General features: G+C 68.7%; 25 protein-coding genes and 1 pseudogene. 16 read left to right on the top strand and 10 right to left on the bottom strand.

All coding sequences use genetic code 11. The features are described 5' to 3' along the window. Window positions 1-391 precede the first annotated feature (391 nt). Window positions 392-715 carry a WhiB family transcriptional regulator gene (locus ACFMRZ_RS20745; RefSeq protein WP_024800988.1) on the top strand — a complete coding sequence of 108 codons (324 nt, stop codon included), beginning with the start codon at window positions 392-394 and terminating at the stop codon, window positions 713-715. An 85-nt stretch (window positions 716-800) separates the two neighbouring features. On the opposite strand, the gene ACFMRZ_RS20740 is transcribed toward ACFMRZ_RS20745, so the two are convergent. Both ACFMRZ_RS20740 and ACFMRZ_RS20735 read right to left on the bottom strand, forming a co-directional pair. Beyond that, window positions 801-1,964: an ArsA family ATPase gene (locus ACFMRZ_RS20740; RefSeq protein ID WP_400180402.1), complete on the bottom strand. Its 1,164-nt coding sequence runs from the start codon at window positions 1,962-1,964 to the stop codon at window positions 801-803. After that, complete coding sequence (locus ACFMRZ_RS20735; protein ID WP_280276423.1) at window positions 1,964-2,995, bottom strand: ArsA-related P-loop ATPase; 1,032 nt, start codon at window positions 2,993-2,995, stop codon at window positions 1,964-1,966. The genes ACFMRZ_RS20740 and ACFMRZ_RS20735 overlap by 1 nt, the downstream gene beginning before the upstream one ends. A 105-nt stretch (window positions 2,996-3,100) precedes the next feature. Here ACFMRZ_RS20735 and ACFMRZ_RS20730 point away from each other — a divergent pair, with 105 nt between their 5' ends. From ACFMRZ_RS20730 to ACFMRZ_RS20720, 3 genes are all read left to right on the top strand, one after another. Continuing rightward, the gene (locus tag ACFMRZ_RS20730; RefSeq protein ID WP_280276418.1) at window positions 3,101-3,265 is read left to right on the top strand and encodes a DUF4177 domain-containing protein; all 165 of its coding nucleotides are present in this window, start codon (window positions 3,101-3,103) and stop codon (window positions 3,263-3,265) included. Further along, window positions 3,265-3,720, top strand: a complete 456-nt coding sequence (locus ACFMRZ_RS20725) for a RidA family protein (RefSeq protein WP_400180401.1) — start codon at window positions 3,265-3,267, stop codon at window positions 3,718-3,720. The genes ACFMRZ_RS20730 and ACFMRZ_RS20725 overlap by 1 nt, the downstream gene beginning before the upstream one ends. Window positions 3,721-3,785: 65 nt before the next feature. Beyond that, window positions 3,786-4,577: an MBL fold metallo-hydrolase gene (locus tag ACFMRZ_RS20720; protein WP_400180400.1), complete on the top strand. Its 792-nt coding sequence runs from the start codon at window positions 3,786-3,788 to the stop codon at window positions 4,575-4,577. Here the strand turns inward: ACFMRZ_RS20720 and ACFMRZ_RS20715 are convergent. Next, window positions 4,574-5,248: a Crp/Fnr family transcriptional regulator gene (locus ACFMRZ_RS20715; protein ID WP_011206875.1), complete on the bottom strand. Its 675-nt coding sequence runs from the start codon at window positions 5,246-5,248 to the stop codon at window positions 4,574-4,576. The two genes, ACFMRZ_RS20720 and ACFMRZ_RS20715, sit on opposite strands and share 4 nt — an antisense overlap. Window positions 5,249-5,435: 187 nt before the next feature. Then, window positions 5,436-5,678, bottom strand: a complete 243-nt coding sequence (locus tag ACFMRZ_RS20710; RefSeq protein WP_280276415.1) for a hypothetical protein — start codon at window positions 5,676-5,678, stop codon at window positions 5,436-5,438. Window positions 5,679-5,925: 247 nt separating this feature from the next. On the opposite strand from ACFMRZ_RS20710, the gene nth reads away from it, so the two are divergent. The 5 genes from nth (at window position 5,926) to ACFMRZ_RS20685 (ending at window position 9,519) form a co-directional block, all read left to right on the top strand. After that, window positions 5,926-6,606, top strand: coding sequence for an endonuclease III (gene nth / locus ACFMRZ_RS20705; protein WP_280276422.1), 681 nt, complete (start codon window positions 5,926-5,928; stop codon window positions 6,604-6,606). Window positions 6,607-6,611: 5 nt separating this feature from the next. Continuing rightward, window positions 6,612-7,238, top strand: a complete 627-nt coding sequence (locus ACFMRZ_RS20700; protein ID WP_400182925.1) for a TlpA family protein disulfide reductase — start codon at window positions 6,612-6,614, stop codon at window positions 7,236-7,238. Between the two features lie 78 nt (window positions 7,239-7,316). Next, on the top strand, window positions 7,317-7,550 hold the full coding sequence (locus tag ACFMRZ_RS20695) for a hypothetical protein (protein ID WP_400180399.1): 234 nt from the start codon (window positions 7,317-7,319) through the stop codon (window positions 7,548-7,550). A gap of 44 nt (window positions 7,551-7,594) precedes the next feature. Then, entirely contained in the window at window positions 7,595-8,329 is a 735-nt protein-coding gene (locus tag ACFMRZ_RS20690; protein ID WP_280276420.1) for a CoA pyrophosphatase, read from the top strand. Continuing rightward, entirely contained in the window at window positions 8,326-9,519 is a 1,194-nt protein-coding gene (locus ACFMRZ_RS20685; RefSeq protein ID WP_280276414.1) for a MarP family serine protease, read from the top strand. Before ACFMRZ_RS20690 ends, ACFMRZ_RS20685 begins: the two co-directional genes overlap by 4 nt. Here the strand turns inward: ACFMRZ_RS20685 and ACFMRZ_RS20680 are convergent. The 5 genes and pseudogenes from ACFMRZ_RS20680 to acs form a co-directional block, all read right to left on the bottom strand. Continuing rightward, on the bottom strand, window positions 9,516-9,947 hold the full coding sequence (locus tag ACFMRZ_RS20680) for a carboxymuconolactone decarboxylase family protein (protein ID WP_400180398.1): 432 nt from the start codon (window positions 9,945-9,947) through the stop codon (window positions 9,516-9,518). The genes ACFMRZ_RS20685 and ACFMRZ_RS20680 overlap by 4 nt on opposite strands. Window positions 9,948-10,053: 106 nt before the next feature. Continuing rightward, window positions 10,054-11,001: an alpha/beta fold hydrolase gene (locus tag ACFMRZ_RS20675; RefSeq protein ID WP_400180397.1), complete on the bottom strand. Its 948-nt coding sequence runs from the start codon at window positions 10,999-11,001 to the stop codon at window positions 10,054-10,056. A gap of 24 nt (window positions 11,002-11,025) precedes the next feature. Then, window positions 11,026-11,544, bottom strand: a complete 519-nt coding sequence (locus tag ACFMRZ_RS20670) for a phage holin family protein (RefSeq protein WP_400180396.1) — start codon at window positions 11,542-11,544, stop codon at window positions 11,026-11,028. Between the two features lie 38 nt (window positions 11,545-11,582). After that, the gene (gene nhaA, locus ACFMRZ_RS20665; RefSeq protein ID WP_400180395.1) at window positions 11,583-12,797 is read right to left on the bottom strand and encodes a Na+/H+ antiporter NhaA; all 1,215 of its coding nucleotides are present in this window, start codon (window positions 12,795-12,797) and stop codon (window positions 11,583-11,585) included. A 122-nt stretch (window positions 12,798-12,919) separates the two neighbouring features. Next, window positions 12,920-14,874: pseudogene (gene acs / locus ACFMRZ_RS20660) on the bottom strand (acetate--CoA ligase). 230 nt (window positions 14,875-15,104) lie between these two features. Between acs and ACFMRZ_RS20655 the strand changes: the two are divergent. The 5 genes from ACFMRZ_RS20655 (at window position 15,105) to ACFMRZ_RS20635 (ending at window position 21,146) form a co-directional block, all read left to right on the top strand. Further along, window positions 15,105-16,703 carry an ABC transporter substrate-binding protein gene (locus ACFMRZ_RS20655; protein WP_400182924.1) on the top strand — a complete coding sequence of 533 codons (1,599 nt, stop codon included), beginning with the start codon at window positions 15,105-15,107 and terminating at the stop codon, window positions 16,701-16,703. A gap of 24 nt (window positions 16,704-16,727) precedes the next feature. After that, the gene (locus ACFMRZ_RS20650) at window positions 16,728-17,654 is read left to right on the top strand and encodes an ABC transporter permease (protein WP_280272701.1); all 927 of its coding nucleotides are present in this window, start codon (window positions 16,728-16,730) and stop codon (window positions 17,652-17,654) included. After that, window positions 17,647-18,606 carry an ABC transporter permease gene (locus ACFMRZ_RS20645; RefSeq protein ID WP_400180394.1) on the top strand — a complete coding sequence of 320 codons (960 nt, stop codon included), beginning with the start codon at window positions 17,647-17,649 and terminating at the stop codon, window positions 18,604-18,606. Before ACFMRZ_RS20650 ends, ACFMRZ_RS20645 begins: the two co-directional genes overlap by 8 nt. A 5-nt stretch (window positions 18,607-18,611) precedes the next feature. Further along, complete coding sequence (locus tag ACFMRZ_RS20640; RefSeq protein ID WP_400180393.1) at window positions 18,612-20,300, top strand: dipeptide ABC transporter ATP-binding protein; 1,689 nt, start codon at window positions 18,612-18,614, stop codon at window positions 20,298-20,300. 99 nt (window positions 20,301-20,399) lie between these two features. Continuing rightward, entirely contained in the window at window positions 20,400-21,146 is a 747-nt protein-coding gene (locus ACFMRZ_RS20635) for an oxidoreductase (protein ID WP_400180392.1), read from the top strand. A gap of 457 nt (window positions 21,147-21,603) precedes the next feature. Here the strand turns inward: ACFMRZ_RS20635 and ACFMRZ_RS20630 are convergent, their stop codons facing one another. Continuing rightward, on the bottom strand, window positions 21,604-22,437 hold the full coding sequence (locus ACFMRZ_RS20630) for an HAD-IB family hydrolase (RefSeq protein ID WP_280272705.1): 834 nt from the start codon (window positions 22,435-22,437) through the stop codon (window positions 21,604-21,606). 378 nt (window positions 22,438-22,815) lie between these two features. On the opposite strand from ACFMRZ_RS20630, the gene ssd reads away from it, so the two are divergent. Next, window positions 22,816-23,922 (top strand): septum site-determining protein Ssd, encoded by a 1,107-nt coding sequence (ssd, locus tag ACFMRZ_RS20625; protein ID WP_400180391.1) that lies wholly within the window; start codon window positions 22,816-22,818, stop codon window positions 23,920-23,922. Window positions 23,923-24,586: 664 nt separating this feature from the next. Then, window positions 24,587-25,774: a TadA family conjugal transfer-associated ATPase gene (locus ACFMRZ_RS20620; RefSeq protein ID WP_400180390.1), complete on the top strand. Its 1,188-nt coding sequence runs from the start codon at window positions 24,587-24,589 to the stop codon at window positions 25,772-25,774. Window positions 25,775-25,926: the final 152 nt, after the last annotated feature.

Below are 25,926 nucleotides of genomic sequence, written 5' to 3'. Positions count from 1 at the left end.
CGAGACGCGCCGAAAACCGTGGGGGTTACGTGAGGGGGCGGGGTTACGTGAGGGGGTGGTGGGCTTCGTCGTTTGGGGAGCGGGGGGTGGTGTCAGGGGTATAGACGCTGGGGAGGGGGCGGCGCGTCTTTAGGGGGTGGGGCGGGCGTGTCGCGGTGAATGGGCAGACTGGCTGGTTCTTTGTCGCAATTGCAGGGACGGGCGTACCAAAAAATCTGGGGACGGTCTTGCGCAGGCGCCATACCTTTACCTAGATTGAGAACCCAGTGTGATAGAGCTAACACTCAAAGTGGAATGTGGTGCGGGACGCAGTGGGGTTGGGTTGCTGCGCTCCGCACGCGATTCTGGAGCGCCGTTGACCCGGTGTTCGGACTGCAAAGGGGCACACCAAATGCACATGACTACCCCCATCGCTCGATTGGACGTGGAGCAGGCCGAAGCGAGAATCGCCTGGGTTTCCCAGGCCCGATGCAAGGAAGTAGACCCCGACCAGTTGTTCGTGCGTGGCGCGGCGCAGCGCAAGGCGGCGACGATCTGCCGGCACTGTCCGGTGCTGATGGAGTGCGGGGCCGACGCCCTGGACAATCGAGTGGAGTTCGGTGTGTGGGGTGGGATGACCGAGCGGCAGCGGCGTGCGCTGCTCAAGCAACATCCGGAGGTGACGTCCTGGGCGGAGTTCTTCCGGGCCCAGCGGCAGCAGAAAGTGGCAATGTAGTCCCCACGGTGATTCGGTCCGAGCCCGCGAGTGCGGGCTCGAACCGTTTCCGTCCCAGGATCGTCGGTCGCGGTCGGCCGAGATGTCAGGCCGCCGCACCCGGATCGGTCAGCTGATCGCCTACGGCGCGCAGCGCATCCAGGTCCGACACCTCGAACGGCAGCGCGGTGACGGCGACGATCGGCACCCGCGGGTGCGCGCCGGTGAACCGGTGCAGCAGATGCTGCTCGCGCTTGGCGGTGGTCGCCCGGTGCGCGTGGATGCGGAGCACGTCCGCGGCCAGCGCGGCCGGGTCGCTGTCGGCCCGATCGTCCGCGTCCGGGTCGGTGGCCAGGCGGTCGGCGGCGGCCAGGGCCGTCTCCGCCGACAGCGAGCTGTGCGCCGGGTGGGTGCGGTTGAGCACCAGCCCGGCCAGCGGCATGTGATCGGTGGACAGGCGGTCGACGAAGAACGAGGCCTCCCGTAAGGCGTCCGGTTCCGCGGCGGCCACGACGAGGAAGTGCGTGCCGGGGCGGGACAGCATCTCGTAGGTCCGGTTGGCCCGGTCCTGGAAGCCGCCGAACATCGACTCCAGCGACTGCAGGAACAGCGACGCGTCCTTGAGCATCTGGCCGCCGACCACGGTCGACACACCTCGGACCGCCAGGCTCATCGCGCCCGTGACGAACCGGCCCACACCGCGACCGGGCGCCATGATGACGCGAATCATCCTGCCGTTGAGGAAGTTCCCGAGCCGCTTCGGCGCGTCCAGAAAGTCCAGGGCGTTGCGCGAAGGCGGGGTGTCCACGATGATCAGATCCCACTTCTTCTTGCCGGCGAGCTGGCCCAGCTTCTCCATCGCCATGTACTCCTGCGTCCCGCCGAAGGAGGAGGCCACGGTCTGATAGAAGGGGTTGGCGAAGATCTGCTCGGCCTTCTCGGGGCTGGTGTGCTCGAGCACCATCTCGTCGAAGGTGCGGCGCATGTTCAGCATCATCGCGTACAGCTCGCCCGTCGCCTCCGCGCCCAATTCGACGCGCTGCGGGACATTGCCCAGATCGCTCACCCCCAGCGACTGCGCCAGGCGGCGGGCCGGGTCGATGGTCAGCACCACCACTTTTCGGCCGCGTTCGGCCGCCCGCAGCGCGATCGCCGCGGCCGTGGTGGTCTTGCCGACGCCGCCGGAGCCGCAGCACACCACCACGCGCGTGGACCGGTCGTCGATGATGCCCGCGATATCCAGCGGTGTGACCGTACCGGGCAGACTCATCACCGGACCCCTTGTGCGCTCAGATGTTCGGCGAGTTCGTACAGCCCGCCCAGATCCATTCCGTCCGGCAGGCCCGGGAGGTACAACCGGCTGAAATCGACCTTCGCCAGTTCGGAGGAGCTGTCGTCCTGCGCCCGCAGCGTGGCCGAATGCTCGACGGCCTCCCGGAGCAGGCCCTGGAAGTCGGTGTCGGAGAGCGTGATTCCGGCCTCGGTCAGCCCGGCGCGCAGGGCGTCGGCATCGATGTCGCCGGCGGCGATCCGCGCGCGCACCGACGCGGGCAGGTACCCCTCGGTCGCGCGATTCACGATCACGGTGCCGACGCGGAATTCCGACTCGGTCAATTCGGCGACGGCGTCGGCGGTCTCCTGCACGGGCAGCGCCTCGAGCAGGGTGACCAGGTGCACGACGGTCTGGTCGGAATGCAGCAGCTTGGAGACGCCCTCGGCCTGCGCGGCGATCGGCCCGCCCTTCGCCACCTCCGCCATCGCCTTGGTGACGTCCAGGAAGCTGGCGATGCGGCCGGTCGGGGGCGCGTCGATGACGATCTCGTCGTAGACGGGACGGCCCGGCGCCTTACCCGACTTGTCGGTGCGGACCGCGCATTCCTTGATCTTGCCGGTCAGTATCACGTCGCGCAGGCCCGGCGCGATCGTCGTGACGAACTCGATGGCGCCCATCCGCCGCATGGCCCGGCCCGCGAAGCCGAGGTTGTAGAACATGTCGAGGTACTCGAGGAAGGCATGCTCGATGTCGAGCGCCAGCGCCATCACCTCGCCGCCGCCGTCGGCCGTCGCGATCTTCGTCTCGGTCGGCGGCAGCGGCGGCAGATCGAACAGCTGCGCGATCGATTGCCGTCCCTCCACCTCCACCAGCAGCACTCGCCGGCCACCGGCCGCGAGCGCCAGCGCCAGCGCCGCGGACACCGTGGATTTCCCCGTACCACCCTTGCCGGAGACATAGTGCAGACGAGCCTTGTCCGCGCGCTCCGGCCACCCTAATTTCAGCCCCGGTTCCGTCGAAACGGGCACCGCAGTCGGTACTCCCACGTCCGCGAGCCTATAGCGCGCCCGGAAACCGCTGCTACAGGATCCACCCGCTGTCTGGTACACCACATCACCAATAAGCTCTCCCCCATGAGTGATGTGACCGTGTGGGAATACGCGACCGTGCCGCTGCTGACGCATGCGACCAAGCAGATTCTTGATCAGTGGGGCGCCGACGGCTGGGAGCTCGTCACGGTGCTGCCCGGCCCGACCGGCGAGCAGCACGTCGCCTACCTGAAGCGAGCCAAGAGCTGATGGGGTGGCGGGAGAACCTCGACCGGCTCGGCCTGGAACTGCCCGGTGTGGCCGCACCGGCGGGCGCCTACATTCCGGCGTTGCGCACCGGCTCGTACGTCTATACCTCGGGCCAGCTGCCGTTCATCGGCGGTGAGCTGTCGGTGTCCGGCAAGGTCGGCGCCGAGGTGAGCCTGGAGCAGGGCAAGGAGGCGGCCAAGTGGTGCGCGTTGAACGCGCTGGCGGCCGTGCACGATCTGGTCGGCCTCGATGAGGTGGTGCGGATCGTGAAGGTGGTGGGCTTCGTGGCCTCGGCGCCGGGGTTCAACAACCAGCCGCTGGTGATCAACGGCGCCTCGGAACTGCTGGGCGAGGTGTTCGGTGAGGCAGGCGTGCACGCTCGTTCCGCGGTCGGCGTGTTCGAGCTGCCGAAGAACACCCCCGTGGAGGTGGAGCTGATCGCCGAGGTGCGTTAGGTCGTAAGCTGCGATAAGTATCTGGCAGCGGAAGTTCGTTGCAGCACAGGGCGTTAGGACAGCACATGACCCGCACCCACCCCGCGTACGAACAGTTGCGACCGGTGACGCCGACCGCCTCGGTGCTGCTGGCGAACAACCCCAACAAGATGACCTTGCAGGGCACCAACACCTGGATTCTGCGTGCCCCGGGCCGATCCGACTGTGTCGTGATCGATCCGGGGCCCAAGAATCGGGCGCACAGTGACGCCATCGCACGGGAGACCGACGGGAAGATCGCGCTGACGCTGATCACCCACCACCATCACGATCACACCGGCGGCATCGAGCGCCTGGTGAAACTGACCGGCACCGCCGTGCGGGCACACGACTCCCGGTTCTTGCGGGAGTCCGACACACCGCTGACGGACGGCGAGGTGATCGAGGCGGCCGGGTTGCGGCTGACCGTGCTCGCCACCCCGGGCCATACCGAGGATTCGGTCTCGTTCCTGCTCGACGACGCCGTGCTGACCGGCGACACCGTACTCGGCAGCGGCACCACGGTGCTGGAATCGCGGGACGGCGCGCTCGGCGACTACCTGGCCTCGCTCGACCGGCTCGCCGAGGTGGCGTCCGGCCGGGCCCTGCTACCGGCGCACGGCCCGGACCACGCCGAGGCGAAGCCGGTCATCGACTACTACATCCGGCATCGCCGGGAACGCCTGGAGCAGGTGCGGCAGGCGCTCGCCGAACTCGGGCCCGAGGCCAAACCCCTGCAGATCGTCGCCAAGGTCTATGCCGACGTCGACAAGCGCCTGTGGCCGGCGGCGCGCAGTTCGGTCAAGGCGCAGCTCGCCTATCTGCGCGGCCGGGACTAGCGGGCCCGGCGGGCCAGCCGCTCCGAGTCCGAGATCAGCACGCTCTTACCCTCGAGCCGCAGCCAGCCGCGGTGCGCGAAGTCGGCGAGGGCCTTGTTCACGGTCTCGCGAGAGGCGCCCACCAGCTGGGCGATCTCCTCCTGGGTGAGGTCGTGGGTCACGCGCAGCGCGCCGGCCTCCTGCGTGCCGAACCGCTGCGCCAGCTGCAGCAGCGCCTTCGCCACGCGACCGGGGACGTCGGTGAAGATCAGGTCGGCCAGGTTGTTGTTGGTGCGGCGCAGACGGCGCGCCAGCACTCGCAGCAACTGCTCGGCGATCTCCGGACGCTGGTCGATCCATGACTTCAGCGCGTCGCGGTCCATCGTCACGGCGCGGACCTCGGTGACCGTGGTGGCGGTCGAGGTGCGCGGGCCCGGATCGAAGATCGACAGCTCGCCGAACATGTCCGACGGGCCCATGATGGTCAGCAGGTTCTCCCGGCCGTCGGGGGAGCGCCGACCGATCTTCACCTTGCCCGACGTGATGATATACAGCCGATCGCCCGGCTCACCTTCGTTGAAGATGACGTGGCCGCGCGGGAAGTCCACGGGCTGAAGCTGTTTGGCGAGGGCCGCCACCGCGGTGGGCTCGACGCCTTGGAAGATGCCTGCTCTGGCGAGGGCCTCGTCCACGAATGTGCTCCTTATGGGATTGGCTCTGTCCTGGACCGAAGCGCTTCGGCCGACAGTGCAGTCTACTTTGCGTTCGCGCAGCGTAGTGACAGACACCACGTAACGAACGGTCTGTGAAACGCACGCGGCGCCGGATTGGTTCCCGGATCCACCGCGTGAACGGTGCGCAGGAGGGAGTAGCGCGGCCTCAGCTGGCCTGCGCGACATCCAGTTCTTCGCCACGGGCGCGTCGGCGACCGGAATGGGCCGCGGCGGCGGGCACACCGAGCTTGGCAAGCTCGTTGACCTCTGCGTTGCTGGCTCGATCCAGGTACTGCTGGACCTCTTCTTCCGGTTCGAGCAGTTTGCGGAGCCGGTTTTCGACGCGTTCCATGAACAGCGCGAACAGCATCAGCAGTACCGGGAAGAGCACTACAGCAAGTCCTTGCATAACCGTGAGTAAACACGGAATAGGTCTCAGATGGAACACGGCGGGTCTTCACGGGCGTACTCACGTCGGTGGGCTTCCGTATGGTGGACCCGTGCGTGAACCCCGAACCACCGCGCCCGCGCCCGCCCTCGATCCGGATGCCGCGGCCGCCGACGGCAAGCCGGTCCGCGGCAAGAAGCCTGGTGGCTCGCAGGCACGCAGGTTCGCGAAGGAGACCCGGGTGGGTCTGGTGCGCCGGGCCCGCCGGATGAATCGGACGCTCGCGGTGGCGTTTCCGAACGCACACTGTGAGTTGGATTTCACCACCCCGCTCGAGCTGGCCGTCGCCACGATCCTCTCCGCGCAGTGCACCGACGTCCGGGTGAACCAGACGACGCCCGCCCTGTTCGCCCGGTATCCCGATGCCCGCGCCTACGCCGAGGCCGACCGCGTGGAGCTGGAGGAGTACATCCGCCCGACGGGCTTCTACCGCAACAAGACCACTTCGCTGATCGGGCTGGGACAGGCCTTGACCGAACGGTACGAGGGTGTGCTACCGCACACGCTCGAGGAGCTGGTGCGCCTGCCCGGGATCGGCCGCAAGACCGCGAATGTCATCCTGGGCAACGCTTTCGACGTTCCTGGGATCACCGTGGACACCCACTTCGGTCGGCTGGTGCGGCGCTGGGGCTGGACCACCGAGGAAGATCCGGTGAAGGTCGAGCACATCGTGGGAGAGCTGATCGAGCGCAAGGAATGGACGATGCTCTCGCACCGGGTGATCTTCCACGGTCGCCGGGTCTGCCACGCGCGCAAACCGGCCTGCGGCGCCTGCGTGCTGGCCAACGACTGCCCGGCCTTCGGCGCCGGGCCGACCGACCCCGCGACCGCCGCCGCCCTGATCAAGGGCCCCGAGGCAGAGCACCTGCTGGAATTGGTGGGCCGGTGAGATCAATACCGGCGGCGTGGCGCTGGGCGCTGGTGCTGCTGATCGCGGTCGTCGCGCTGGCCGTGGCGCTGTGGCCCCGCGAGCATCGGGACCTCCGCACGAATACCGCTACCGCGGTGCGTGGCGGTCCCGCGGCGGCGTCCGACGGTGAGCGTGCCGACGCGGCGCTCGCCGAGTGCCCGGCGCAGTCGACGCCTGCCCCCGCGGCGGGTCCGCTGGCGGGGATCACGGTCGGGTGCTTGCGTGACGGGCGGCCGCTCGATCTGGGCGCCGCCCTGGCCGGCCGGCCCGCGCTGGTGAATCTGTGGGCGTACTGGTGCGAGCCGTGCGCCCGGGAGCTTCCCGCCTTGCGGCAGTACGCCGCCCGGCCCGATGCGCTCACCGTCGTGACGGTGCACAGCGACCCCGACGAGGCCAAGGCGCTGGCGCGATTGCGGGACCTCGATGTTCACCTACCGGGAGTGCAGGACGGTGACGGCCGGGTCCGCGCGGCAGTCGGCGCGCCCGCGGTCCTGCCCGTGTCGGTCCTGGTTCGGTCCGACGGCTCGATCGCGAAAGTGGTTGTCCGCCCGTTCGACACCGCGGACGACATCGCCGCCACCGTCGCCGGTGAACTGCGAGTCGGCGCGTGACCGAGCCGCGGTTTCCGGGTGCGCGAGCGGCCGGGATGTCCGGGCCGGGCAAGCCCGCGACGGCGGTGACGATCCACCATGAGCGGACCGGCGGCGTCGTCGGCGCGCGGAACCGCGTGGGGGACTACTCGGTTCGCGCGGGCGCGGCCGGTCGTGATCGAATCGGTGCGTCGGACGCTCACCCGCCGCGCCGTCGCGTCGACGACCGTGCCGGGCGAGTCCCGGCCCGGCGGATTACTGTCCGAGCGGCGCGACGTACCGGTGTGGCGGGCGGCTCGGGTGTGCCCCGCGGCCGCCGCCAGGACAGGATGAGGATCGGGGTGGGAGGAGGCAGCGTGCACGACCGCGAAGGCGAGATGCCCGGCGCGAGACCGGAATTGGTGACCGACGCGATTCCGGCCTGGTTGCGCGGTGTGGTCGAGCGCAAGCCCGCCGACCCGACCGGGGTCAACCAGGTGTTGAACCGGACCGCCCGGCGCTTGGTGTCGGCGGCCGTGCGACCGCGGTCGGCGGCGGTGCTGGTGCTGTTCGGCGGCGCCCCCGAACCCGATGCGCAGGCCCCGGGCGGGTTACCCGCCGACGCCGACGTGCTGCTCACCCAGCGCGCGGCGACGCTGCGCGAGCACAGCGGCCAGGTGGCCTTCCCCGGCGGCGGCGTCGAGCCCGGGGACGACGGCCCGATCGCCACCGCGCTGCGCGAGGCCCGCGAGGAAACCGGCGTGGACCCGGCCGGTGTGGACCCGATCGCGGTCCTACCCCCTATTTTCGTGCCGCCCTCGCGATTCGACGTGACGCCGGTGGTCGCCTACTGGCGCACGCCCGGCGAGGTCGGCGTGGTCAGCGAGGCGGAGGCCACGCGGGTGACCCGGGTGCCGATCTCGGAGCTGATCGACCCCGCGAACCGGTTCGTCGTGCGGCATCCGCTGGGGTACATGGGTCCGGCGTTCGCCGTCGACGGCATGCTGGTCTGGGGTTTCACCGCCGGTGTGCTGGCCGGTCTGCTGGCTGTTTCGGGATGGGAGCGGGAATGGGATTACCACGACGTGCGTGATCTGCAGGCCTCGCTCGCGGCAGTGGGGATGACGTTATGAGTTCGTCGGCCTGGCTCGACATCGCGGTCGTGATCATCGCGCTGCTCGCCGCCTCCTCGGGGTGGCGGCAGGGCGCGGTCGCGTCCGCCCTGGCCTTCCTCGGCGTGGTGCTGGGCGCGGTGGCCGGCATCCTGATCGCGCCGCACATCCTGGTCCACATCAGCGAGGGCCGAAAACGTGTGCTGGTCGGCGTGGTGCTGATCGTGGCGCTGGTGATCATCGGCGAGGTGGCCGGGATGGTGCTCGGCCGCGCGGCGCGCAGCGGGATGCGGCATCCGTTCACGCGCAGCGTCGACAGCGTGGTGGGCGCCGCGTTGCAGACGGTGGCCGTGCTGGTGACCGCCTGGCTGCTGGCGTTGCCGCTGGCGTCGTCCTCGCAGCCCGCCATCGCGGCCGCGGTGAACGGCTCGCGCGTGCTCTCCGACGTGAACGAGGTGGCGCCGAACTGGTTGCGTCGCTTGCCCAACGAGTTCTCCCAGCTGCTCAACACCTCCGGACTGCCGGATGTGATCGGCCCGTTCGGCCGCGCGCCGATCGCGGCGGTCGAGCCGCCGGACCCGAGCGTGCTGGACAGCCCCGTCGCGCTGGATCTGCAGCACAGTGTGCTGCGCATCCGTGGTGTCGCGCCGAGTTGCCAGCGCGCGCTGGAGGGTTCGGGTTTCGTGATCGCTCCCGAGCGCGTCATGACGAACGCGCACGTGGTCGCCGGTACCAACACCGTGCAGGTCGACACCGCGCGCGGTGCGCTGGACGCGACCGTGGTGCTGTTCGACCCGTCCAAGGACGTGGCCGTGCTCGCCGTGCCGGGGCTCAACGCGCCGGCGATCCCGCCCGCCCCGGAGCCGGGCGCCTCCGGCCAGAGTTCCATCGTGCTCGGCTATCCCGGCGGCGGTCCGTACACCGCGAGCGCCGCCCGGGTGCGCGAGACCCTGGAGCTGACCGGGCCGGACATCTACAAGACCGGCACCGTGGAGCGTGAGGTCTACACCGTGCGCGGCCGGGTGCGGGCGGGCAATTCCGGTGGGCCCCTGGTGGATACGAAGGGTCAGGTGCTGGGCCTGGTCTTCGGCGCCGCCGTGGTCGACGAGGACACGGGTTACGCGTTGACCCTCAACGAGGTTCGCGACGCACTGAATTCGGCCGAATCATCGAGCGCGCAGGTCCCGACCGGTGAGTGCGTGCTGAGTTAGGCGGTGCCGGTCTCCGGTGCGGAGACCGGCAGCAGGCCGCGCTCGCCGAACACCTTCTTCGCGACGAAGGTGGCGTTGAGCGCGCGCGGGAAGCCGCAGTATCCGGCGGCGTGCAGGAACGCCTCGGTGATCTGCTCGGGCGTCAGGCCGACGTTGAGCGCGGCGTTGATGTGCACCTCGAGCTGTGCTTCGGCGCCGCCGAGCGCGGTGAGGATGCCGAGCGTGACGAGCTGGCGGTCCCGCGGCGGCAGCACCGGGCGCTGGTAGATCTCCCCGAATCCCCACGCCACGATCTGATGTCCGAGTTCCGGGGAGATGTCGGACAACGAGTCGATGACCCGCTGCCCGGCCTCGCCGTCGATGCGCGTCAGGATCTCGAGCCCGCGATCGAAGCGCTGATCCCGGGTTTCGGCGGCGTTGTCGGCCATGAGCTTTCCTCTCCTGGCGCCGCGCGGGGCGGCGGTGCGATGGTGCGGCGAACACCCTGAACCGTAGAACCTGGAGCCGACTCCGAGTCAACTGCGGCGTCGAGGCTCAGCCCAGTAGTTTCGCCAACTCCGCCGTGACCGCGTCCGGGCTCTCCTGGTGCGCGTAGTGGCCCGCGCCCGGAATCTCGACCACCCGGCGATCGGGCGCGAGAGGGTGTTCGCGGCGCAGCGTCGAATCGAGGATGTATCGGTCGGCGCCGCCGTGCAGCGACAGCACCGGCACTCGGATCGGTTCCCGCATGGTCGCCATGAAACGGGCGCCGTCCGGACGCCATTGGCTGCGGAAGGCCCAGCGCTGATATTCCAGCGCGCAGTGCGCGGCGCCGGAGATGCGGATCGCCCGCCGCATCCGGCGGGCGGTGTCCACGAATTCCGCGGTGCCCGCCCAGCGCGAGCCCGCCCGCTGCCGCAGCAGTCGCTCGACCTCGTACCCGTCGTTGACCGTGAGCAGCCGTTCGCCGTAGCGGGGCGGCTGATAACGCAGGAAGTTCGGTAGCCACGCCGCGCGCTGATGCCGATCGCGCAGCACCGCCTGCTTCAACGCGACCGGATGCGGCGAACCGACCAGCGCGATGGAGCGCACCAGCCGGGGATGCAGCACCGCGGTCGCCCAGCACACCAGGCCGCCCTCGGCATGCCCGACCAGCGTCGCCTCGCTGTGCCCGAGCGCCCGGATCAGTCCGGCCACGTCACCGGCCAGCGTCCAGCCGTCGTAGCCGCGCGGTGGTTTGTCGGAATCGCCGTAGCCGCGCAGATCGACCGCGACCACCCGGTAGTCCTGCTCGGCGAGCCCGGTCAGCTGATGCCGCCACGACCACCAGAAGTCGCCGAAACCGTGCAGCAGCACCACGAGCGGCGGATCCACCGCGGCGGCCTGCCGCGGTGACTCCGCCTCGACGACGTGGAACCGAATGCCGTTGGCATGCACGTCCTTATGGGCCCACGGTCCGTCGTAGCGGACGCTGGACGGATCCGGGCTCGGGTTAGACGACACGCCGATACAGCGTAGTCGCCGGGACTACCTGCCCGGCCGATCGGTCGAGGTGGCGGCGTCGAGCGTCGGGTGCTCGGCGTGCGAGCCGAGGCCGTGCGGCAGCACCGTGCGGGTCTCCTTGAGCGACTCGATGGTCTTCTCGGGCGCCCGCAATTTGCGCACCTTCCGATAACCGAGGAAACCGAACAGCGCGACCGCGACCACCATCAGGGCGAACACGATCAGGAACGACGCCCACCGATACAGCCAGACATCGAGTAGTTCGGCGAGGAAGAAGAAAAAGAAGAACGAGGAGAACAGCAGGATGGTCAGCGCCACGATGAAATACACGCTGCCCTGCAGGCCCTTGCGAATCTCGCCGGTCACCTCGGCCTTGGCCAGCGCCACCTCGGCGCGGACCAGGGTCGACATCTGCTCGGCGGCATCGCGTACCAGATCACCGATGCTGGCATTCTTCGTCGTATCGACCTCGGACAGCGGAATAGCGGTGATGCTCCGGTTGCGGCCCCCGTCGTTACCGTTACCGCCGTTTGTGAAGCTCAATGCTCGACCCTTCTCCATGTCCCCGGTGCTGTCCGGCTCTACTCGTGTGCTGCGGCCACGTGGGCGTGCCGTCGCGCCTGATGAGCGCGGCCTCGTCGCAACAGTAGCGCCGAACCGATCAGGGAAGCCGCCATTGACGTCAGCAACACGGCTGCTTTCGCCAGTTCGGCGGCGGCGACATCATTCGCCAACGCAAGTTCTGCCACCAAGAGGCTAACGGTGAAGCCGATCGCTCCCAGTACCGACAGGGCGAACATGTCGCGGTTGCCGAGACCGGCGGGGCGTTCGGCGATGCCGAGGCGGATCGCGACCCAGCTCGTGCCGAACAGTCCGAGGGTCTTGCCGACCAGCAGGCCGACCATGATCGCCAAGGCCAGCCGCTCGGTGAACAGTTCGCCGAACACCGCGGTCGACAGCGGGACACCGGAGGCGAACAGCGCGAACAGCGGCACGCACACACCCGCGGAGATCGGCTGGAACAGATGCTCGAGCCGGGTCGCGGGCGCCTCGTCCTCGTCTGCGTCGGGCCGCACCCGGGTCAGTAGTCCGCACAGCACACCGGCCAGGGTGGGGTGAATTCCCGCCTCGTGCAACGCATACCAGGCCACCAGCGCCAGCGGCACGTAGATCAACGGCGACCGCAGCCGCCGGTGCTGGGCCAGCGCCCACGCGAGGAAGCAGGCCGCCGCGGCGAGCAGCCAGCCGATCGCGATCGACGTGGTGAACAGGATCGCGATCAGGACGATGGCGATGAGATCGTCGACGACCGCCAGGCTCAGCAGGAACACCCGCGCGGTGGCGGGAATCCGGGAGCCGGTCAGTGCGAGCACCGCCAGCGCGAAGGCGATGTCGGTGGCGACCGGAATCGCCCACCCGCGTTCCATGCCCTCGACGCCGAACCCGATGCCCGCGGCGATCACCGCGGGCAGGATCACACCCCCGACGGCGGCGATGACCGGCAGAGCGGCCCGCTTGCGATCCGCGAGTTCGCCGACCACCAATTCACGCTTGAGTTCCAGGCCCGCGACGAAGAAGAACACCGCGAGGAGCCCGTCCTCGACCCATTCCGCGACGGTCAGATCCAAATGCAGTGGCGCGATCGCGAGTTCGGTATCGGAGAAGGTGAAGTAACTCTCGCTCCACGGCGAATTCGCCCACAGCAGCGCGATTGCCGCGGCCGTCAACAGCAGCGCGCCACCGACGGTCTCGGTACGGAGAAAGCGGGCGAGTTCGGAGCGGAGCGCAACGATCACGGGGCGCCTTTCGGTCGACGAGACAACACGCCGACCAGACTTCCCGGCACTCCTTACGACATTCTAACGGGTCCGCCCAGTTTGCTTTACGGCGTATCGGGAGGTGCGGGTGCTGTTGTCTGTCAGTTCGACTTCTGTTCGCGGATGGCGTGGAAGACGTTGGGGTCGACGAGGGTGGAGGTGTCGCCGAGTTCGCGGCCTTCGGCGATGTCGCGGAGGAGGCGGCGCATGATTTTGCCGGAGCGGGTTTTGGGGAGTTCGGGGACGATGTGGATGTCGCGGGGGCGGGCGATGGGGCTGATTTCGCGGGAGACTTCGGCTTTGAGTTCGTCGACGAGGTCTTGGCCGGTGTGCTCGGCTTCGCCGGTGAGGATGACAAAGGCGACGATGCCTTGGCCTGTGGTGGTGTCGCTGGCGCCGACGACGGCGGCTTCGGCGACGCCGTAGTGCCCGACGAGGGCGGATTCGACTTCGGCGGTGGAGATGCGATGCCCGGAGACGTTCATCACGTCGTCCACTCGGCCGAGGACCCACAGGTCGCCGTCGGTGTCGAGTTTCGCGCCGTCACCGGCGAAGTACCAGCCGTGGTCGGCGTAGCGGGACCAGTAGGTGTCTTGGTAGCGGTCGGGGTCGCCCCAGATGCCGCGCAGCATCGACGGCCAGGGTTGGTCGAGCACCAGATATCCGTTGGCTTCGGTCTCGCCGAGTTCGACGGTGTCACCTCCCTCGTCGACGACCTTCGCGGAGATGCCGGGCAGCGGTGTCATGGCGGCGCCGGGTTTGGCGGGGGTGACGCCTGGGAGGGGGGAGATCATGATGGCGCCGGTTTCGGTTTGCCACCAGGTGTCGACGATGGGGGCGGTGTTCGCGCCGATGACGTCGCGGTACCAGCGCCAGGCTTCGGGGTTGATCGGTTCGCCGACCGAGCCCAGCACGCGGATGCTGGACAGGTCGTGGGCGGCGGGGATGTCGCGGCCCCATTTCATGAACGTGCGGACCAGCGTCGGGGCGGTGTAATAGATGGTGACGCCGTATTTTTCGACGATCTGCCAGTGCCGGTGTTCGTCGGGGTGGTTGGGGGTGCCTTCGTAGACGACTTGGGTGGCGCGGTTGGCGAGGGGGCCGTAGACGATGTAGGAGTGGCCGGTGACCCAGCCGATGTCGGCGGTGCACCAGTACACGTCCTGTCCGGGTTTGTGGTCGAACACGGTGTGGTGGGTGTAGGCGGCCTGGGTGAGGTAGCCACCGGAGGTGTGCAGGATGCCTTTGGGTTTGCCGGTGGTGCCGGAGGTGTAGAGGATGTAGAGCGGGTGTTCGGCGTCGAAGGACTGCGCCTCGTGCTCGGGTGAGGCCTGCGCGACCGTCTCGTGCCACCACAGGTCGCGACCCTCGGTCCACGGCACCTCGATCTCGGTGCGCCGCACCACGAGTACGTGTTCCACGCTCGACGGGGTGCTGCCGTGCGCGTACAGCGCCTCGTCCACCGCCTCCTTCAACGGTGCCGCCTTGCCGCGCCGCCACTGCCCGTCGGTGGTGATCACCAGGCGCGCCTCGGCGTCGTCGACGCGCTGGCGCAGCGCGCTGGGCGAGAAGCCGGCGAACACCACCGAATGCGTCACACCCAGTCGCGCACAGGCCAGCATCGCCACGATTGCCTCGGGCACCATCGGCATGTAGATCGCGACCCGGTCACCGGTCTCGAGGCCCAGCTCGGTGAAGTAGTTCGCCGCCTGTGATACCTCGGCTTGCAGGTCGGCGTAGGTGAGGGCGCGGGAGTCGCCGGGTTCGCCTTCCCAGTGGATGGCGACCTGTTCGCCGTGTCCGGCCAGGACGTGGCGGTCCACGCAGTTGTAGGCGACGTTGAGGGTGCCGTCGACGAACCAGCGCGCGAACGGTGGGTTGTCCCAGTCCAGCACCCGGGTCCAGCGTTGGTGCCAGTGCAGCCGGTCGGCCTGCTCGGCCCAGAACCCCTCCCGATCGGCAGCGGCCCGATCGTAGGAGACGCATCGGCATTGGCAGCCGCAGCGAACTCCGCGGTCGGCGGATACACGTCCCGGTGATCGGTGGTATCGGTCATCTCGCCTCTTCTCTCGCCTGCACCTACGGCCGGGTGACCACGGCCACGATTTCGACCCTAGTGGACAGCGCGCCGGGTCGTCCCCGGGTGCGATATGTCAGGCTTCGAGGGGCGTGAGTCGGCTGTGTTGCCGGATTGCTAACAAGGCGAACAATCCCGAGGGGAACCGCTGACAACCGCCGACCTGATGGTTAGTGTCCGACTCACCCAGCCGTTCGTGGAATCGGGAGATTGCGTTGAGACTGAAGACGATCACCGCGCTGGCCGCGGCGGCACTGGTGGCCGCCGGCCTCGCACTGACCGGATGTTCCTCCGACAGCGACACCGATCTCGTCACGGTCAACGCCGGTGAGCCACAGAATCCGCTGGTACCCACCAACACCAACGAGAACATGGGCGGCCGGGTGGTCGACCGGCTGTTCGCCGGGTTGAAGTATTACGACGCGGACGGCAAGGCGCACAACGAGATGGCGCAGTCGATCGAGACCACCGATCGTCAGCACTACACGATCACCATCAAGCCGGACTGGAAGTTCACCGACGGCACCGTGGTCACCGCCAAATCCTTCGTCGACGCCTGGAACTACGGTGCCCTCGGCACCAACGGACAGTTGCAGAACTGGGCCTTCGCCGGCATCGCGGGCTACGACGACGTCTCGGCGAATCCGCCCAAGGCGCAGACGATGTCGGGCCTGAAGGTGGTCGACGACCACACCTTCACCGTCGACCTGAAGCAGCCCTCCATCGATTTCGAACTGGAGCTGGGTTTCGCGCCGTTCTACCCGCTGCCCGAGTCCGCGTACAAGGACATGAAGGCGTTCGGCGAGAAGCCGATCGGCAACGGCCCCTACAAGTTCGACACCTGGGAGCACAACGTCAAGATCGACGTCACGCCCAACCCCGACTATCCCGGCGGGCGCCCGGCCAAGAACAAGGGCCTGCGTTTCGCGATGTACCAGTCCTTCGACACCGCCTACGCCGACCTGCAGGCCGGTAATCTCGACGCGCTCGACGTCATCCCCGACACCGCCCTGGCCACCTACGAACAGGACCTCGGCGACCGCGCGATCAGCAAGCCGATCGCCTACAGCCAGCACATCGGCATCCAGTCCAACGTGCCGCACTTCGCCGGGCCGGAGGGCGTGCTGCGCCGCAAGGCGATCTCGATGGCGATCAATCGACCGCAGATCGCGGAGAACATCTTCCACGGCACCCGGATCCCGGCCCGCGACTTCACCGCCTTCACCCTCGACGGCTTCCGTGACAACCTGCCCGGATCCGAAGTGCTGCAATACAATCCCGACGAGGCCAAGAAGGTGTGGGCGCAGGCCGACGCCATCTCGCCGTGGTCGGGCGCCTACCAGATCGCCTACAACTCCGACGGCGGTCACCAGGCGTGGATCGAGGCCGTCGCCAACAGCGTCAAGAACGTGCTGGGCATCGACGCGGTGGGCGTGCCGTACCCGACGTTCAAGAACATCCGCGACGAGATCACCGCCAAGACCATCGGCAAGGCCTTCCGGTACGGCTGGCAGGGCGACTACCCGTCCATGTTCGAATTCCTGACCGCGATGTACCTCAGCAGCTCGGCCACCAACGACAGCGCCTACAACAGTCCCGAATTCGATCGGCTGCTGTTCGCCGCCCAGGCCGCGCCCACTCCGGAGCGGGCATACGACCTGGCCGCCCAGGCGCAGCAGGTGCTGTTCACCGACATGGCCGACATCCCGATCTTCGACTACAACGTCGCGGCCGGGCACTCGGACCGCGTGACGAACGCGCGGGTCGCGTGGAGCGGCCTGTTCGACTTCGAGAACATCGAAAAATAGCCCGCGCCGCTCGATGGAGTAAACATGGCTTGGTATGTCGTGCGGCGGCTGCTCCAGATGATTCCGGTCTTCCTCGGAGCGACGCTGCTCATCTACGCGATGGTCTTCCTGATCCCGGGCGACCCGGTCCGGGCGCTCGCGGGCGATCGGCCGATGACCCCGGCGGTCGAGGCCACGCTGCGGGCCCGGTACCACCTGGATCAGCCGTTCATCATCCAGTATCTGGAGTACCTGAAAGGCATCGTCACCTTCGATTTCGGCACCTCGTTCTCCGGTCGGCCGGTGCGTGACGAACTCGCGCGGGCGTTCCCGGTCACCCTGCGCCTCGCCGTCCTGGCGGTGCTGATCGAGGCGGTGTTCGGTGTAGTGTTCGGCCTGATCGCGGGGCTGCGCAAGGGCAAGCTGTTCGACTCCACGATGCTGGTGCTCAGTCTGGTCATCATCGCCGTGCCGATCTTCGTTATCGGCTTCCTCGCCCAGTTCCTGCTCGGCGTGAAGTGGGGGATCGCGCCGGTGACCGTCACCGGCAAGGCGAGTTTCACCGATCTGCTGGTCCCGGCGTTCGTGCTGGGCGCGCTGTCGTTCGCCTACGTGCTGCGGTTGACGCGGAATTCGGTGGCGGAGAACATGACCGCCGACTACGTGCGCACCGCGACCGCCAAGGGGCTGACCCGGCGACGGGTGATCGGGGTGCACATCCTGCGGAATTCGATGATCCCGGTGATCACCTTCCTCGGCGCCGACCTCGGCGCGCTGATGGGCGGCGCGGTCGTCACCGAGGGCATCTTCAACATTCCCGGCGTCGGCGGGACGCTGTACCAGGCCATCACCCGCGGTGAACCACCGACGGTGGTCGCGTTCGTGACGGTGCTGATCGTGATCTTCTTGATCTCCAACCTGATCGTCGACCTGCTGTACGCCGCCCTCGACCCGAGGATCCGCTATGCCTGACCAGCCGACCGACGCGCGGGAAACCCGGCCGGGGCAGGAGCATTTCGTGGCCCCGCCGGACGAGGTGGAGGTGCTGGCCACCGACCGGCTCGACGAGACCACCGCCCCGACCAGCGTGTGGCGCGACGCCTGGCGGCAGTTGCGGCGCAACCCGATCTTCGTGATCGCCGCCGTGCTGATCCTGCTCGTGCTGCTGGTGGTGGTGTGGCCGGGCCTGTTCACCGATCAGGATCCGCGGTACTGCAGCGGGGATTTCAGCATGGAGCCGCCCGGCGGCGGTCATCCGTTCGGCTTCGACAAGCAGGGCTGCGACATCTTCGCCCGCACCGTGTACGGGGCGCGCGCATCGGTGGTCACCGGTGTCGGCGCGACCGTGCTGTTCGTGTTGATCGGCGGCGTATTGGGTTCGCTCGCAGGGTATTACGGCGGCCTGTTCGATTCGGTGGTGTCTCGGATCGCGGAGATCTTCTTCGCGCTGCCGCTGATGCTGGCCGCGATCGTGATCATGCAGCTGCTGGAGTCGCGCACCGTGTTCACGGTGATGCTGATCCTGGCCTCGTTCACCTGGCCGCAGGCCGCGCGGATCGCCCGCGGCGCGGTCATCCAAGCCAAGAACAGCGAGTACGTCACGGCGGCAAAGGCATTGGGGGTGTCGCGGTTCCGGATTCTGCTGCGGCACGTGCTGCCCAACGCGGCCGGGCCGCTGATCGTGATCACCACGATCTGGCTCGGGGTGTTCATCGTGACCGAGGCGACGCTGTCATATCTCGGTGTCGGACTGTCGCGCACCATCGTGTCCTGGGGGTCGGATATCGCCGCCGGCCAGAAGGAGATCCGCACCTCGGCGATCCTGTTCTATCCCGCGACGGCGTTGGCGCTCACCGTGCTCAGCTTCATCATGCTGGGCGACGCGGTGCGCGACGCGCTGGATCCCAAGGCGCGCAAGAGGTGACGGCGATGGGCCCACTGCTCGACGTACGCGATCTCAGCGTCTCCTTCACCGCCGAGGGGCGCCGGATCCCGGCGGTGCGCGGGGTGAACCTGTCGGTGTACCCAGGCCAGACCGTGGCGATCGTCGGCGAATCCGGTTCCGGCAAGTCCACGACCGCGCACGCCATCATCGACCTGCTGCCGGGTACCGGCGAGATCACCTCCGGGACGGTGCTTTTCGACGGCAAGGACCTGGCCGCGGCATCGAAGCGTGACATCGTGGCGGTGCGCGGCCGCGGTATCGGGTTCGTGCCGCAGGATCCGATGTCGAATCTGAATCCGGTGTGGAAGGTCGGCTTCCAGATCCGGGAAACCTTGGAAGCCAATGGAATCGCCAAGGGCAAGGCGGCCCGTGAACGGGCGGTCGAGTTGCTCGCCGAGGCCGGTATGCCCGATGCCGAGCGCCGGGTCAACCAGTATCCGCACGAGTTCTCCGGTGGGATGCGGCAGCGCGCGCTCATCGCGATCGGGCTGTCCTGCCGGCCGAAACTGCTGATCGCCGACGAACCGACCTCGGCGCTCGACGTCACCGTGCAGCGGCAGATCCTCGACCACCTCGACGGGCTCACCAGCGAGCTGGGCACCGCGGTCCTGCTGATCACCCACGACCTCGGCCTGGCCGCCGAGCGCGCCGAACACCTGGTGGTGATGTATCGCGGCCGGGTGGTGGAATCCGGTCCGGCGCAGCGGATTCTGCGGGAGCCGCAGCATCTCTACACCAAGAAGCTGGTGAACTCGGCGCCGTCGCTGGCCTCGCAGCGGCTGTCGTCGGTGCGGAAACGGGCCGAGGTGCGGGAGCAGGCCGTGCACGCGGCCGAGCAGTTGGCCGAGGCCGAGGCGGCCGCGGTGCCGGACGATGTGGTCGTCGCGGAGCACCTCACCAAGGTGTTCAAGATCCGGGGGAGCGCGCCGTGGAGGTCGTCGAGCCTGACCGCGGTCGACGATGTGTCGTTCCGATTGCGGCGCGGTACGACCACGGCCATCGTCGGCGAATCCGGATCGGGGAAATCCACTGTCGCGCAGATGGTTCTGGGACTGCTCGAACCGACGTCGGGGGAGGTGCGGTTCGACGGTCGTGCGGTGGCGACGTTGGATCGCGCCGCTGCCTTGGGATTTCGGCGGCGGGTGCAGCCGGTGTTCCAGGACCCCTACGGGTCGCTGGATCCCATGTACTCCATCTATCGCACCATCGAGGAGCCGTTGCGTACGCACCGCATCGGTAGTCCGAAGGAGCGCGAGCCCACGGTGCGAGATCTACTGGAAAAGGTGTCGCTGCCTGCCTCGGTGATGCGGCGTTACCCCAACGAGTTGTCCGGAGGGCAACGGCAGCGTGTCGCCATTGCGCGGGCGCTGGCGTTGTCGCCGGAGGTGGTGGTCTGCGATGAGGCGGTGTCGGCGCTGGACGTGCTGGTGCAGGCGCAGATTTTGAACCTGCTCAACGAGTTGCAGGCGGAGCTGGGGCTTTCCTATCTGTTCATCACTCATGACCTGGCTGTTGTGCGTCAGATCGCGGATGAGGTGGTGGTGATGCAGGAGGGGAAGGTGGTGGAGGCGGCTGAGACCACGGAGGTTTTCGACAGTCCGCGGTCGGAGTACACGCGGCGGTTGTTGGAGGCTATTCCGGGGCGTGGCCTGCTGCGTAGTGGTGGTGGGTGAGGGTCAAGGGTTCGGGGCGAGTTGAGGGGATTGGTGGAGTCGTGCAGGTGATGGGGATGGCTGGGGACGGTTGGCGGGCCTCGAGTAGCGTGTGGGTTTGTGAATGATGTCCTTCAGCCGCTGGTAGAGCTGCCTGGGGTGCGGGGCGCTGCCGATCGGGCCCGTGACGCGCTGGCCGAGGTGCACATGCACAAGACCAATCGCCGGGGGTGGCCGACTACGGCGGCCGAGGCGGCGGTGCGGGCGGCTCGGTCGTCGGCGGCGATCGATGGCGGGAATACCGAACTGCCGGTGGACGGGCGAGTGGCGGATCCGATTCTCGCCGGGGCGCTGCGGGTGGGGCAGGCGCTGGACGGGGACGCGTTGCGGAATCTGGTCGGTGTGTGGCAGCGGGCGCCGCTACAGGCGCTGGCCCGGCTGCATCTGCTGGCGGCTGCCGATTTGGTCGAGGACCCGGAGCAGTTGGGGCGGCCACGGGCCGACGCCGGTGTCGCCGACCGCCTCGACCTGCTGGCCCAGACCGTGCTGACATCGAGCGCCCCGGCGCCGGTCGTGGCGGCCGTCGCGCACGGTGAATTGCTGACGCTGCGGCCGTTCGGGAGCGCCGACGGCATCGTCGCGCGCGCCGCCTCGAGGCTGGTGTGTGTGTCGAGTGGACTGGATCCGCACAGTCTCGGCGTGCCGGAGGTGTTCCTGCTGCGGCGGCGGCAGGCCTACCTGGACGCGGCGGCGGGGTTCGGCAGCGGGACGGCGGAGGGCGTCGGCGGGTGGGCCATCCTCTGCTGCGGGGCGCTGGAAGACGGTGCGCGCGAGGCTCGTTCGATCGCGGACGCGGCGGGACAGTAGGCGCCGGGACCCAGCGCACATCAAAGCGGGCGGCGTTGTCGTCTCTCGACGACCTCACCGCCCGCTAGCACGGACCGCCCGGTTACCATGCGTGCTTTTCGGGGTTGTGTTCTGCGGCCTCGGCGATTATCCGCACCTCGACGGTTCATCCCCGCAACCTGTGCGAGGCCCTCGCCGTCCGAAGCCCGGAGTTCGCAAGCCCACAACGCTGTTGCCCTTGCGCGGCGTGCTCCGCGTGGGTGCCTGGCGTCCGTGCCGGGAAGGGTGGGATGGGAGATCGAACCTTCTCTTCCGCTCCGATCTTGGCCTTCCGTCCTTCCTTGCGTCCATTGTTACTCTGTGTGCCCGGTCACAGCAAGGCCTGGGAGAACATTCGCTTATTCGGTGTGTCGCCCGGTGTTTCGTGTTGTCATTGATAGTTGGTGTCAATGACGGCCGGGGGATGGACGCCGAGATCTCAACGGCGTCGCCGCAGCAGCCGATAGCTGATCGCCCCCGCCAGCACCGCGCTCACACCCACCACCGCGGTCGCGGCGACGGTAGTCGAGGAGGGCGCCGGCAGCCGGGCCCACAGCGACACCGGATTCGAGAAGGTGAGCACCGGCCAGCCGCGAGATAGGGCCTCCCGCCGCAGGTTTCGGTCCGGGTTGACCGCCGTCGGATGACCGACCGCGCCGAGCATCGGCAGATCGGTGATCGAATCCGAGTACGCGTAACACCGCGACAGGTCGTAGCCCTCGGACTCGGCCAGCCGCTCGATCGCCTCCACCTTGCCCTCGCCGTAGCAGTAGAAGTCGACCGCGCCGGTGTAGTGGCCGTCCTCGACGACCATCCGGGTGGCGGCGGTATGCGTCGCGCCTAGGGCGTCGGCGATCGGACCGACGATCTCCTCGCCGGAGGCCGACACGATGACCACGTCGTGGCCGCGAATCCGGTGGTCGGCGATCAGGTCGGCGGCCTCGGCGTAGATTAGCGGATCGACCAGCTCGTGCAGGGTTTCGGCGATGATCGACTTGACCTGGCCGACGTCCCAGCCGGCGCACATCTTGGTCAGATGCTCACGCATGCGCTCCATCTGGTCGTGGTCGGCGCCGGAGAGCAGGAACAGGAAGTGCGCGTAGCTGCTCTCCAGCACGGTCCGCCGATTGAGCAGGCCCTGGTCGAAGAACGGCTTGCTGAACACGAACGCGCTGGACTTGGCGATCACCGTCTTGTCCAGGTCGAAGAACGCCGCGACCCGGCCCGCATTCGTCAGTTTTCCCGCAGCTGGCAGGTCGCCCTCGGCCGTCACGCGGTCCAGGATAGGGAGATTTCCGGGCGCCGCGGTGTTCGGGGCCTCTCGGTGCCCGCCCGCGACCGGTCGCACCGGGGTTTGCCACGACGACGCTGGACGTCTCCGCGGAAAGTTCCTCGGCCGGTGGACTTGCGTTTCCGCCGGGGCCTGGGTGTAGTATTGCTGGCACCTGGACATGGTCCAGGCGTGTTCAGCCCGACCCCCCGGGGCTGAACCCCGACGGCCCCAGCCTCCTCCCCCCGGCTGGGGCCGTCCTCTATTTCCAGCACGATGTGCCTGGTACTCGGCGTGCACTTTTCGCTCACACCCCCGTAGTTATCCACATTCCCCGCTTCGGCACTGGTCGCTCCGCGTCCGAGGGGCCACGCTGAGCGCATGAATTCCATTGCCGCGAGCGAGGTTTCCGACAGCGCGCCGCCCGGCCCGGTGCTCGTGCTCGTCGCCGACCGAAGACTCCGCGAGGAAGTGAGCCGAGTCGCGGCCGCCGCCGACCGTCGCGTCACCGCGGCCGGGATGCCGGTCGGCCGGCGCGCCTGGTCCGACGCGGTCATGGTGATTCTCGACACCGCGGCCGCCGGAGAATGCGGTGCGGCCGCCTATCCACGCCGCGCGGGCACGCTGCTGGTGACGGAGGGCGAACCCGGTTTGCTCGACTGGCAGGCGGCCGCCGCCGTCGGCGCCGAACGGGTCATCGCCCTGCCCGCCGCGGCCGACGAGTTGATCGAGTCGTTCGCCGACCACACCCACCGCGACCCCGGCGACGGTCTCGTGGTCGCCGTCGTGGGTGCGAGCGGGGGAGCGGGCGCCTCCACGCTCGCCGCGGCCGTCGCGCTGACCGCCGGCGACCGGTTCCTGCCGCACACCATCCTGGTCGACGGCGATCCCCTCGGCGGCGGCCTGGACCTGCTGCTCGGCCTCGAGTCCGCGCCGGGATTGCGCTGGCCCGACCTGGTGGTCGAGGAGGGCCGGGTGGCCGCCGCGGCGCTGCACGACGCGCTCCCGTCGGCCGGTCCGGGGCTGGCGGTGCTCTCGTGCGGCCGGGCGCCCGCCGGCGACGTGGCGGCCGAGATCGGGCCGGGTGCGGCCCGTGCGGTGGTCGAGGCCGGCCGTTCCGCCGGCGATCTCGTGGTCTGCGACGTATCCGGTTCCCACGGCCCGCACGCCGACCAACTACTGGACGCCGCCGACCTCGTGGTGCTGGTCGTCCCCGCCCGTCTGCGTGCGGTGGCAGCGGCCCGCGCCGTCGCCGCCCACATACGCCGCCGAAACCCCAACCAGGGCTTGATCGTTCGAGGCCCCGCCCCGGGCGGCCTACGCTCCGCCGAAGTAGCCGCAGCCCTCGACCTCCCCCTCCTAGCCGGAGTCCGAGCCCAACCAGGCCTGTCCACCCGCCTCGAACGCCACGGCCTCACAACGCCCCGCGGCCCACTACGCGCAGCCGCAGACGCAGTCCTCGACGTACTGTCGGAGGCAGGGCGATGAGGGGCGATGACGTGCGTTCGGTGGATGGAGCGCGAAATACCCGCTGCCACAAAGCTGCCCGCATGGCCGAGCGAGCAGGATACTGGCCCACCCAGGAGTGCTGCCGCCCTGTTCGGGAGTGCTGCCGCCCTGTTCGGGAGTGCCGCTGCCCCGTTCGGGAGTGCCGCCGCCCCGTTCGGGAGTGCCGCCGCCCCGTTCGGGAGTGCCGCCGCCCCGTTCGGGAGAGCTGCCGCCCTGTTCGGGAGAGCCGCCACCCCGTTTCCGTGAGCTGCCACCCCGTTTCCGTGATTTGTTGTCCGGTCCGGACGAGTTGCTGCCGCGTTCGGGTGAGTTGCTACTCGGTTCGCGAGAGTTCCTGCTCCGCTTGGGAGAGTTGCTGTCTCGTTCGGGAGAGCCGCTGCCTCGTTCCGGTGAGCTGCTGTCTCGTTTGCGGGAGTTGCTGCCCCGTCAAGGAGAGTCGTTGCGCCGTTCAGGAGGGTCGCTGTCGCGTTCGCGGGAGTTGCCGCCTCGTTGGGGAGGGTCACTGTCTCGTTGGAGAGAGTCGTTGCCCTGTTCGTGAGGGCTGCCGCCGTGTTCGGGAGAGCCGAGCGGGTACCGCGAAAGCCCTTGCGCGGTTGACGAACTCGGCTAGCGCGTGCGGTGTTGACATTTCCGGAGGCCTGCGGTGAGCGCGCTGGTGACGGCCGAGTTGCTGGACCGAGTGCGGGAACGGCTGGCTACCGAGTCCGCGGAACTGGATCCGGCGCGAATGGCGGCCGCGATCCGCGCCGAGGCGGGCGGGGTGCTCGGCGACACCGATCTGCTGCGCGTGCTCCGCCTGCTGCAGACCGAGATGACGGGCGCGGGCATGCTGGAGCCACTGCTGCACGATCCGGACGTCTCCGACGTGCTCGTCACCGGGCCCGACTCGGTCTGGGTGGATCGCGGGCACGGCCTGCAGCGCACCGCGATCACCTTTCCCGACGAGGCCGCGGTGCGCCGGCTGGCGCAGCGGCTGTCCCTCTCGGCCGGTCGCCGCCTCGACGACGCACAGCCGTGGGTGGACGGCAGACTGCCGGGAGTCGAAGGCGTGCCAGGCAATTCGTTCGGAGTCCGGTTGCACGCTGTACTAGCGCCGATTGCACACGGCGGCACCTGCCTGTCGCTGCGAGTATTGCGACCCGCGAGCCAGGGCCTGGACGCCTTGACGGCATCCGGCTCGGTGCCGGTGGCGGCGAAACAATTGCTGGAGCGCATGATTCACGCCCGGCTGGCCTTCCTCGTGGTAGGCGGCACGGGAGCGGGCAAGACCACCCTGCTGTCCGGTCTGCTCGCGAAAGTTGCTGCGGCCGAGCGCATCGTGTGCGTGGAGGACGCCGCCGAACTCGCCCCGCCGCATCCGCACGTCGTCCGATTGGTCGCCCGCACAGCCAATGTGGAAGGCGCAGGCGCGGTCACGGTCCGCGACCTGGTCCGCCAGGCCCTACGCATGCGTCCCGACCGCATCGTCATAGGCGAGGTGCGCGGCGCCGAGGTCGTGGACCTGCTCACCGCCCTCAACACCGGCCACGACGGCGGCGCCGGCACGGTCCACGCGAACTCACCCCAAGAGGTCCCCGCTCGCCTGGAAGCCCTCGCGGCCCTGGGCGGTATGGGCCGAGCCGCCCTGCACAGCCAACTGGCCGCAGCCGTCCAACTCATCCTGCACATGCACCGTCGCCCCGACGGCTCACGAGTCCTACGCGAAATCGGCCTGGTAGCCCGCGACCCCACCGGCCAGGTCCACATCGACCCAGCCTGGCGCGCCGACAATTGCCCCACTCCTGCCGCCCCCGCCCTGGACCGCCTCCTCACCGACCGACTCACCCCATGAACCCGCCGACTTGCGCTGTGATCGAGTCTCGGCGCACGAGATCCGAAACCGTCTGCCGCTCAAGGTCCTTTGAGCTATTGGGGATGAGTGACGTGTATGCGCCCGCCGTCTCATTGACGCCAGGAGTGCATTCGAACATGAATCGTCCGAGG

It is taken from the genome of Nocardia sp. N2S4-5 (assembly GCF_044628355.1).
Lineage (GTDB): Bacteria > Actinomycetota > Actinomycetes > Mycobacteriales > Mycobacteriaceae > Nocardia > Nocardia wallacei_B.
Note: the sequence above shows the minus strand (reverse complement) of the source record. Positions and strands in the feature narration are given on the sequence as shown.

Bases quoted from the DNA above. Each gene is read 5' to 3' on its own strand.
- ACFMRZ_RS20745 (WP_024800988.1), top strand. From the start codon at position 392: ATGCACATGACTACCCCCATCGCTCGATTGGACGTGGAGCAGGCCGAA.
- ACFMRZ_RS20740 (WP_400180402.1), bottom strand. From the start codon at position 1,964: ATGAGTCTGCCCGGTACGGTCACACCGCTGGATATCGCGGGCATCATC.
- ACFMRZ_RS20730 (WP_280276418.1), top strand. From the start codon at position 3,101: ATGAGTGATGTGACCGTGTGGGAATACGCGACCGTGCCGCTGCTGACG.
- ACFMRZ_RS20725 (WP_400180401.1), top strand. From the start codon at position 3,265: ATGGGGTGGCGGGAGAACCTCGACCGGCTCGGCCTGGAACTGCCCGGT.
- ACFMRZ_RS20720 (WP_400180400.1), top strand. From the start codon at position 3,786: ATGACCCGCACCCACCCCGCGTACGAACAGTTGCGACCGGTGACGCCG.
- ACFMRZ_RS20710 (WP_280276415.1), bottom strand. From the start codon at position 5,678: ATGCAAGGACTTGCTGTAGTGCTCTTCCCGGTACTGCTGATGCTGTTC.
- nth (WP_280276422.1), top strand. From the start codon at position 5,926: ATGAATCGGACGCTCGCGGTGGCGTTTCCGAACGCACACTGTGAGTTG.
- ACFMRZ_RS20695 (WP_400180399.1), top strand. From the start codon at position 7,317: ATGAGCGGACCGGCGGCGTCGTCGGCGCGCGGAACCGCGTGGGGGACT.
- ACFMRZ_RS20690 (WP_280276420.1), top strand. From the start codon at position 7,595: ATGCCCGGCGCGAGACCGGAATTGGTGACCGACGCGATTCCGGCCTGG.
- ACFMRZ_RS20685 (WP_280276414.1), top strand. From the start codon at position 8,326: ATGAGTTCGTCGGCCTGGCTCGACATCGCGGTCGTGATCATCGCGCTG.
- ACFMRZ_RS20680 (WP_400180398.1), bottom strand. From the start codon at position 9,947: ATGGCCGACAACGCCGCCGAAACCCGGGATCAGCGCTTCGATCGCGGG.
- ACFMRZ_RS20650 (WP_280272701.1), top strand. From the start codon at position 16,728: ATGGCTTGGTATGTCGTGCGGCGGCTGCTCCAGATGATTCCGGTCTTC.
- ACFMRZ_RS20645 (WP_400180394.1), top strand. From the start codon at position 17,647: ATGCCTGACCAGCCGACCGACGCGCGGGAAACCCGGCCGGGGCAGGAG.
- ACFMRZ_RS20640 (WP_400180393.1), top strand. From the start codon at position 18,612: ATGGGCCCACTGCTCGACGTACGCGATCTCAGCGTCTCCTTCACCGCC.
- ssd (WP_400180391.1), top strand. From the start codon at position 22,816: ATGAATTCCATTGCCGCGAGCGAGGTTTCCGACAGCGCGCCGCCCGGC.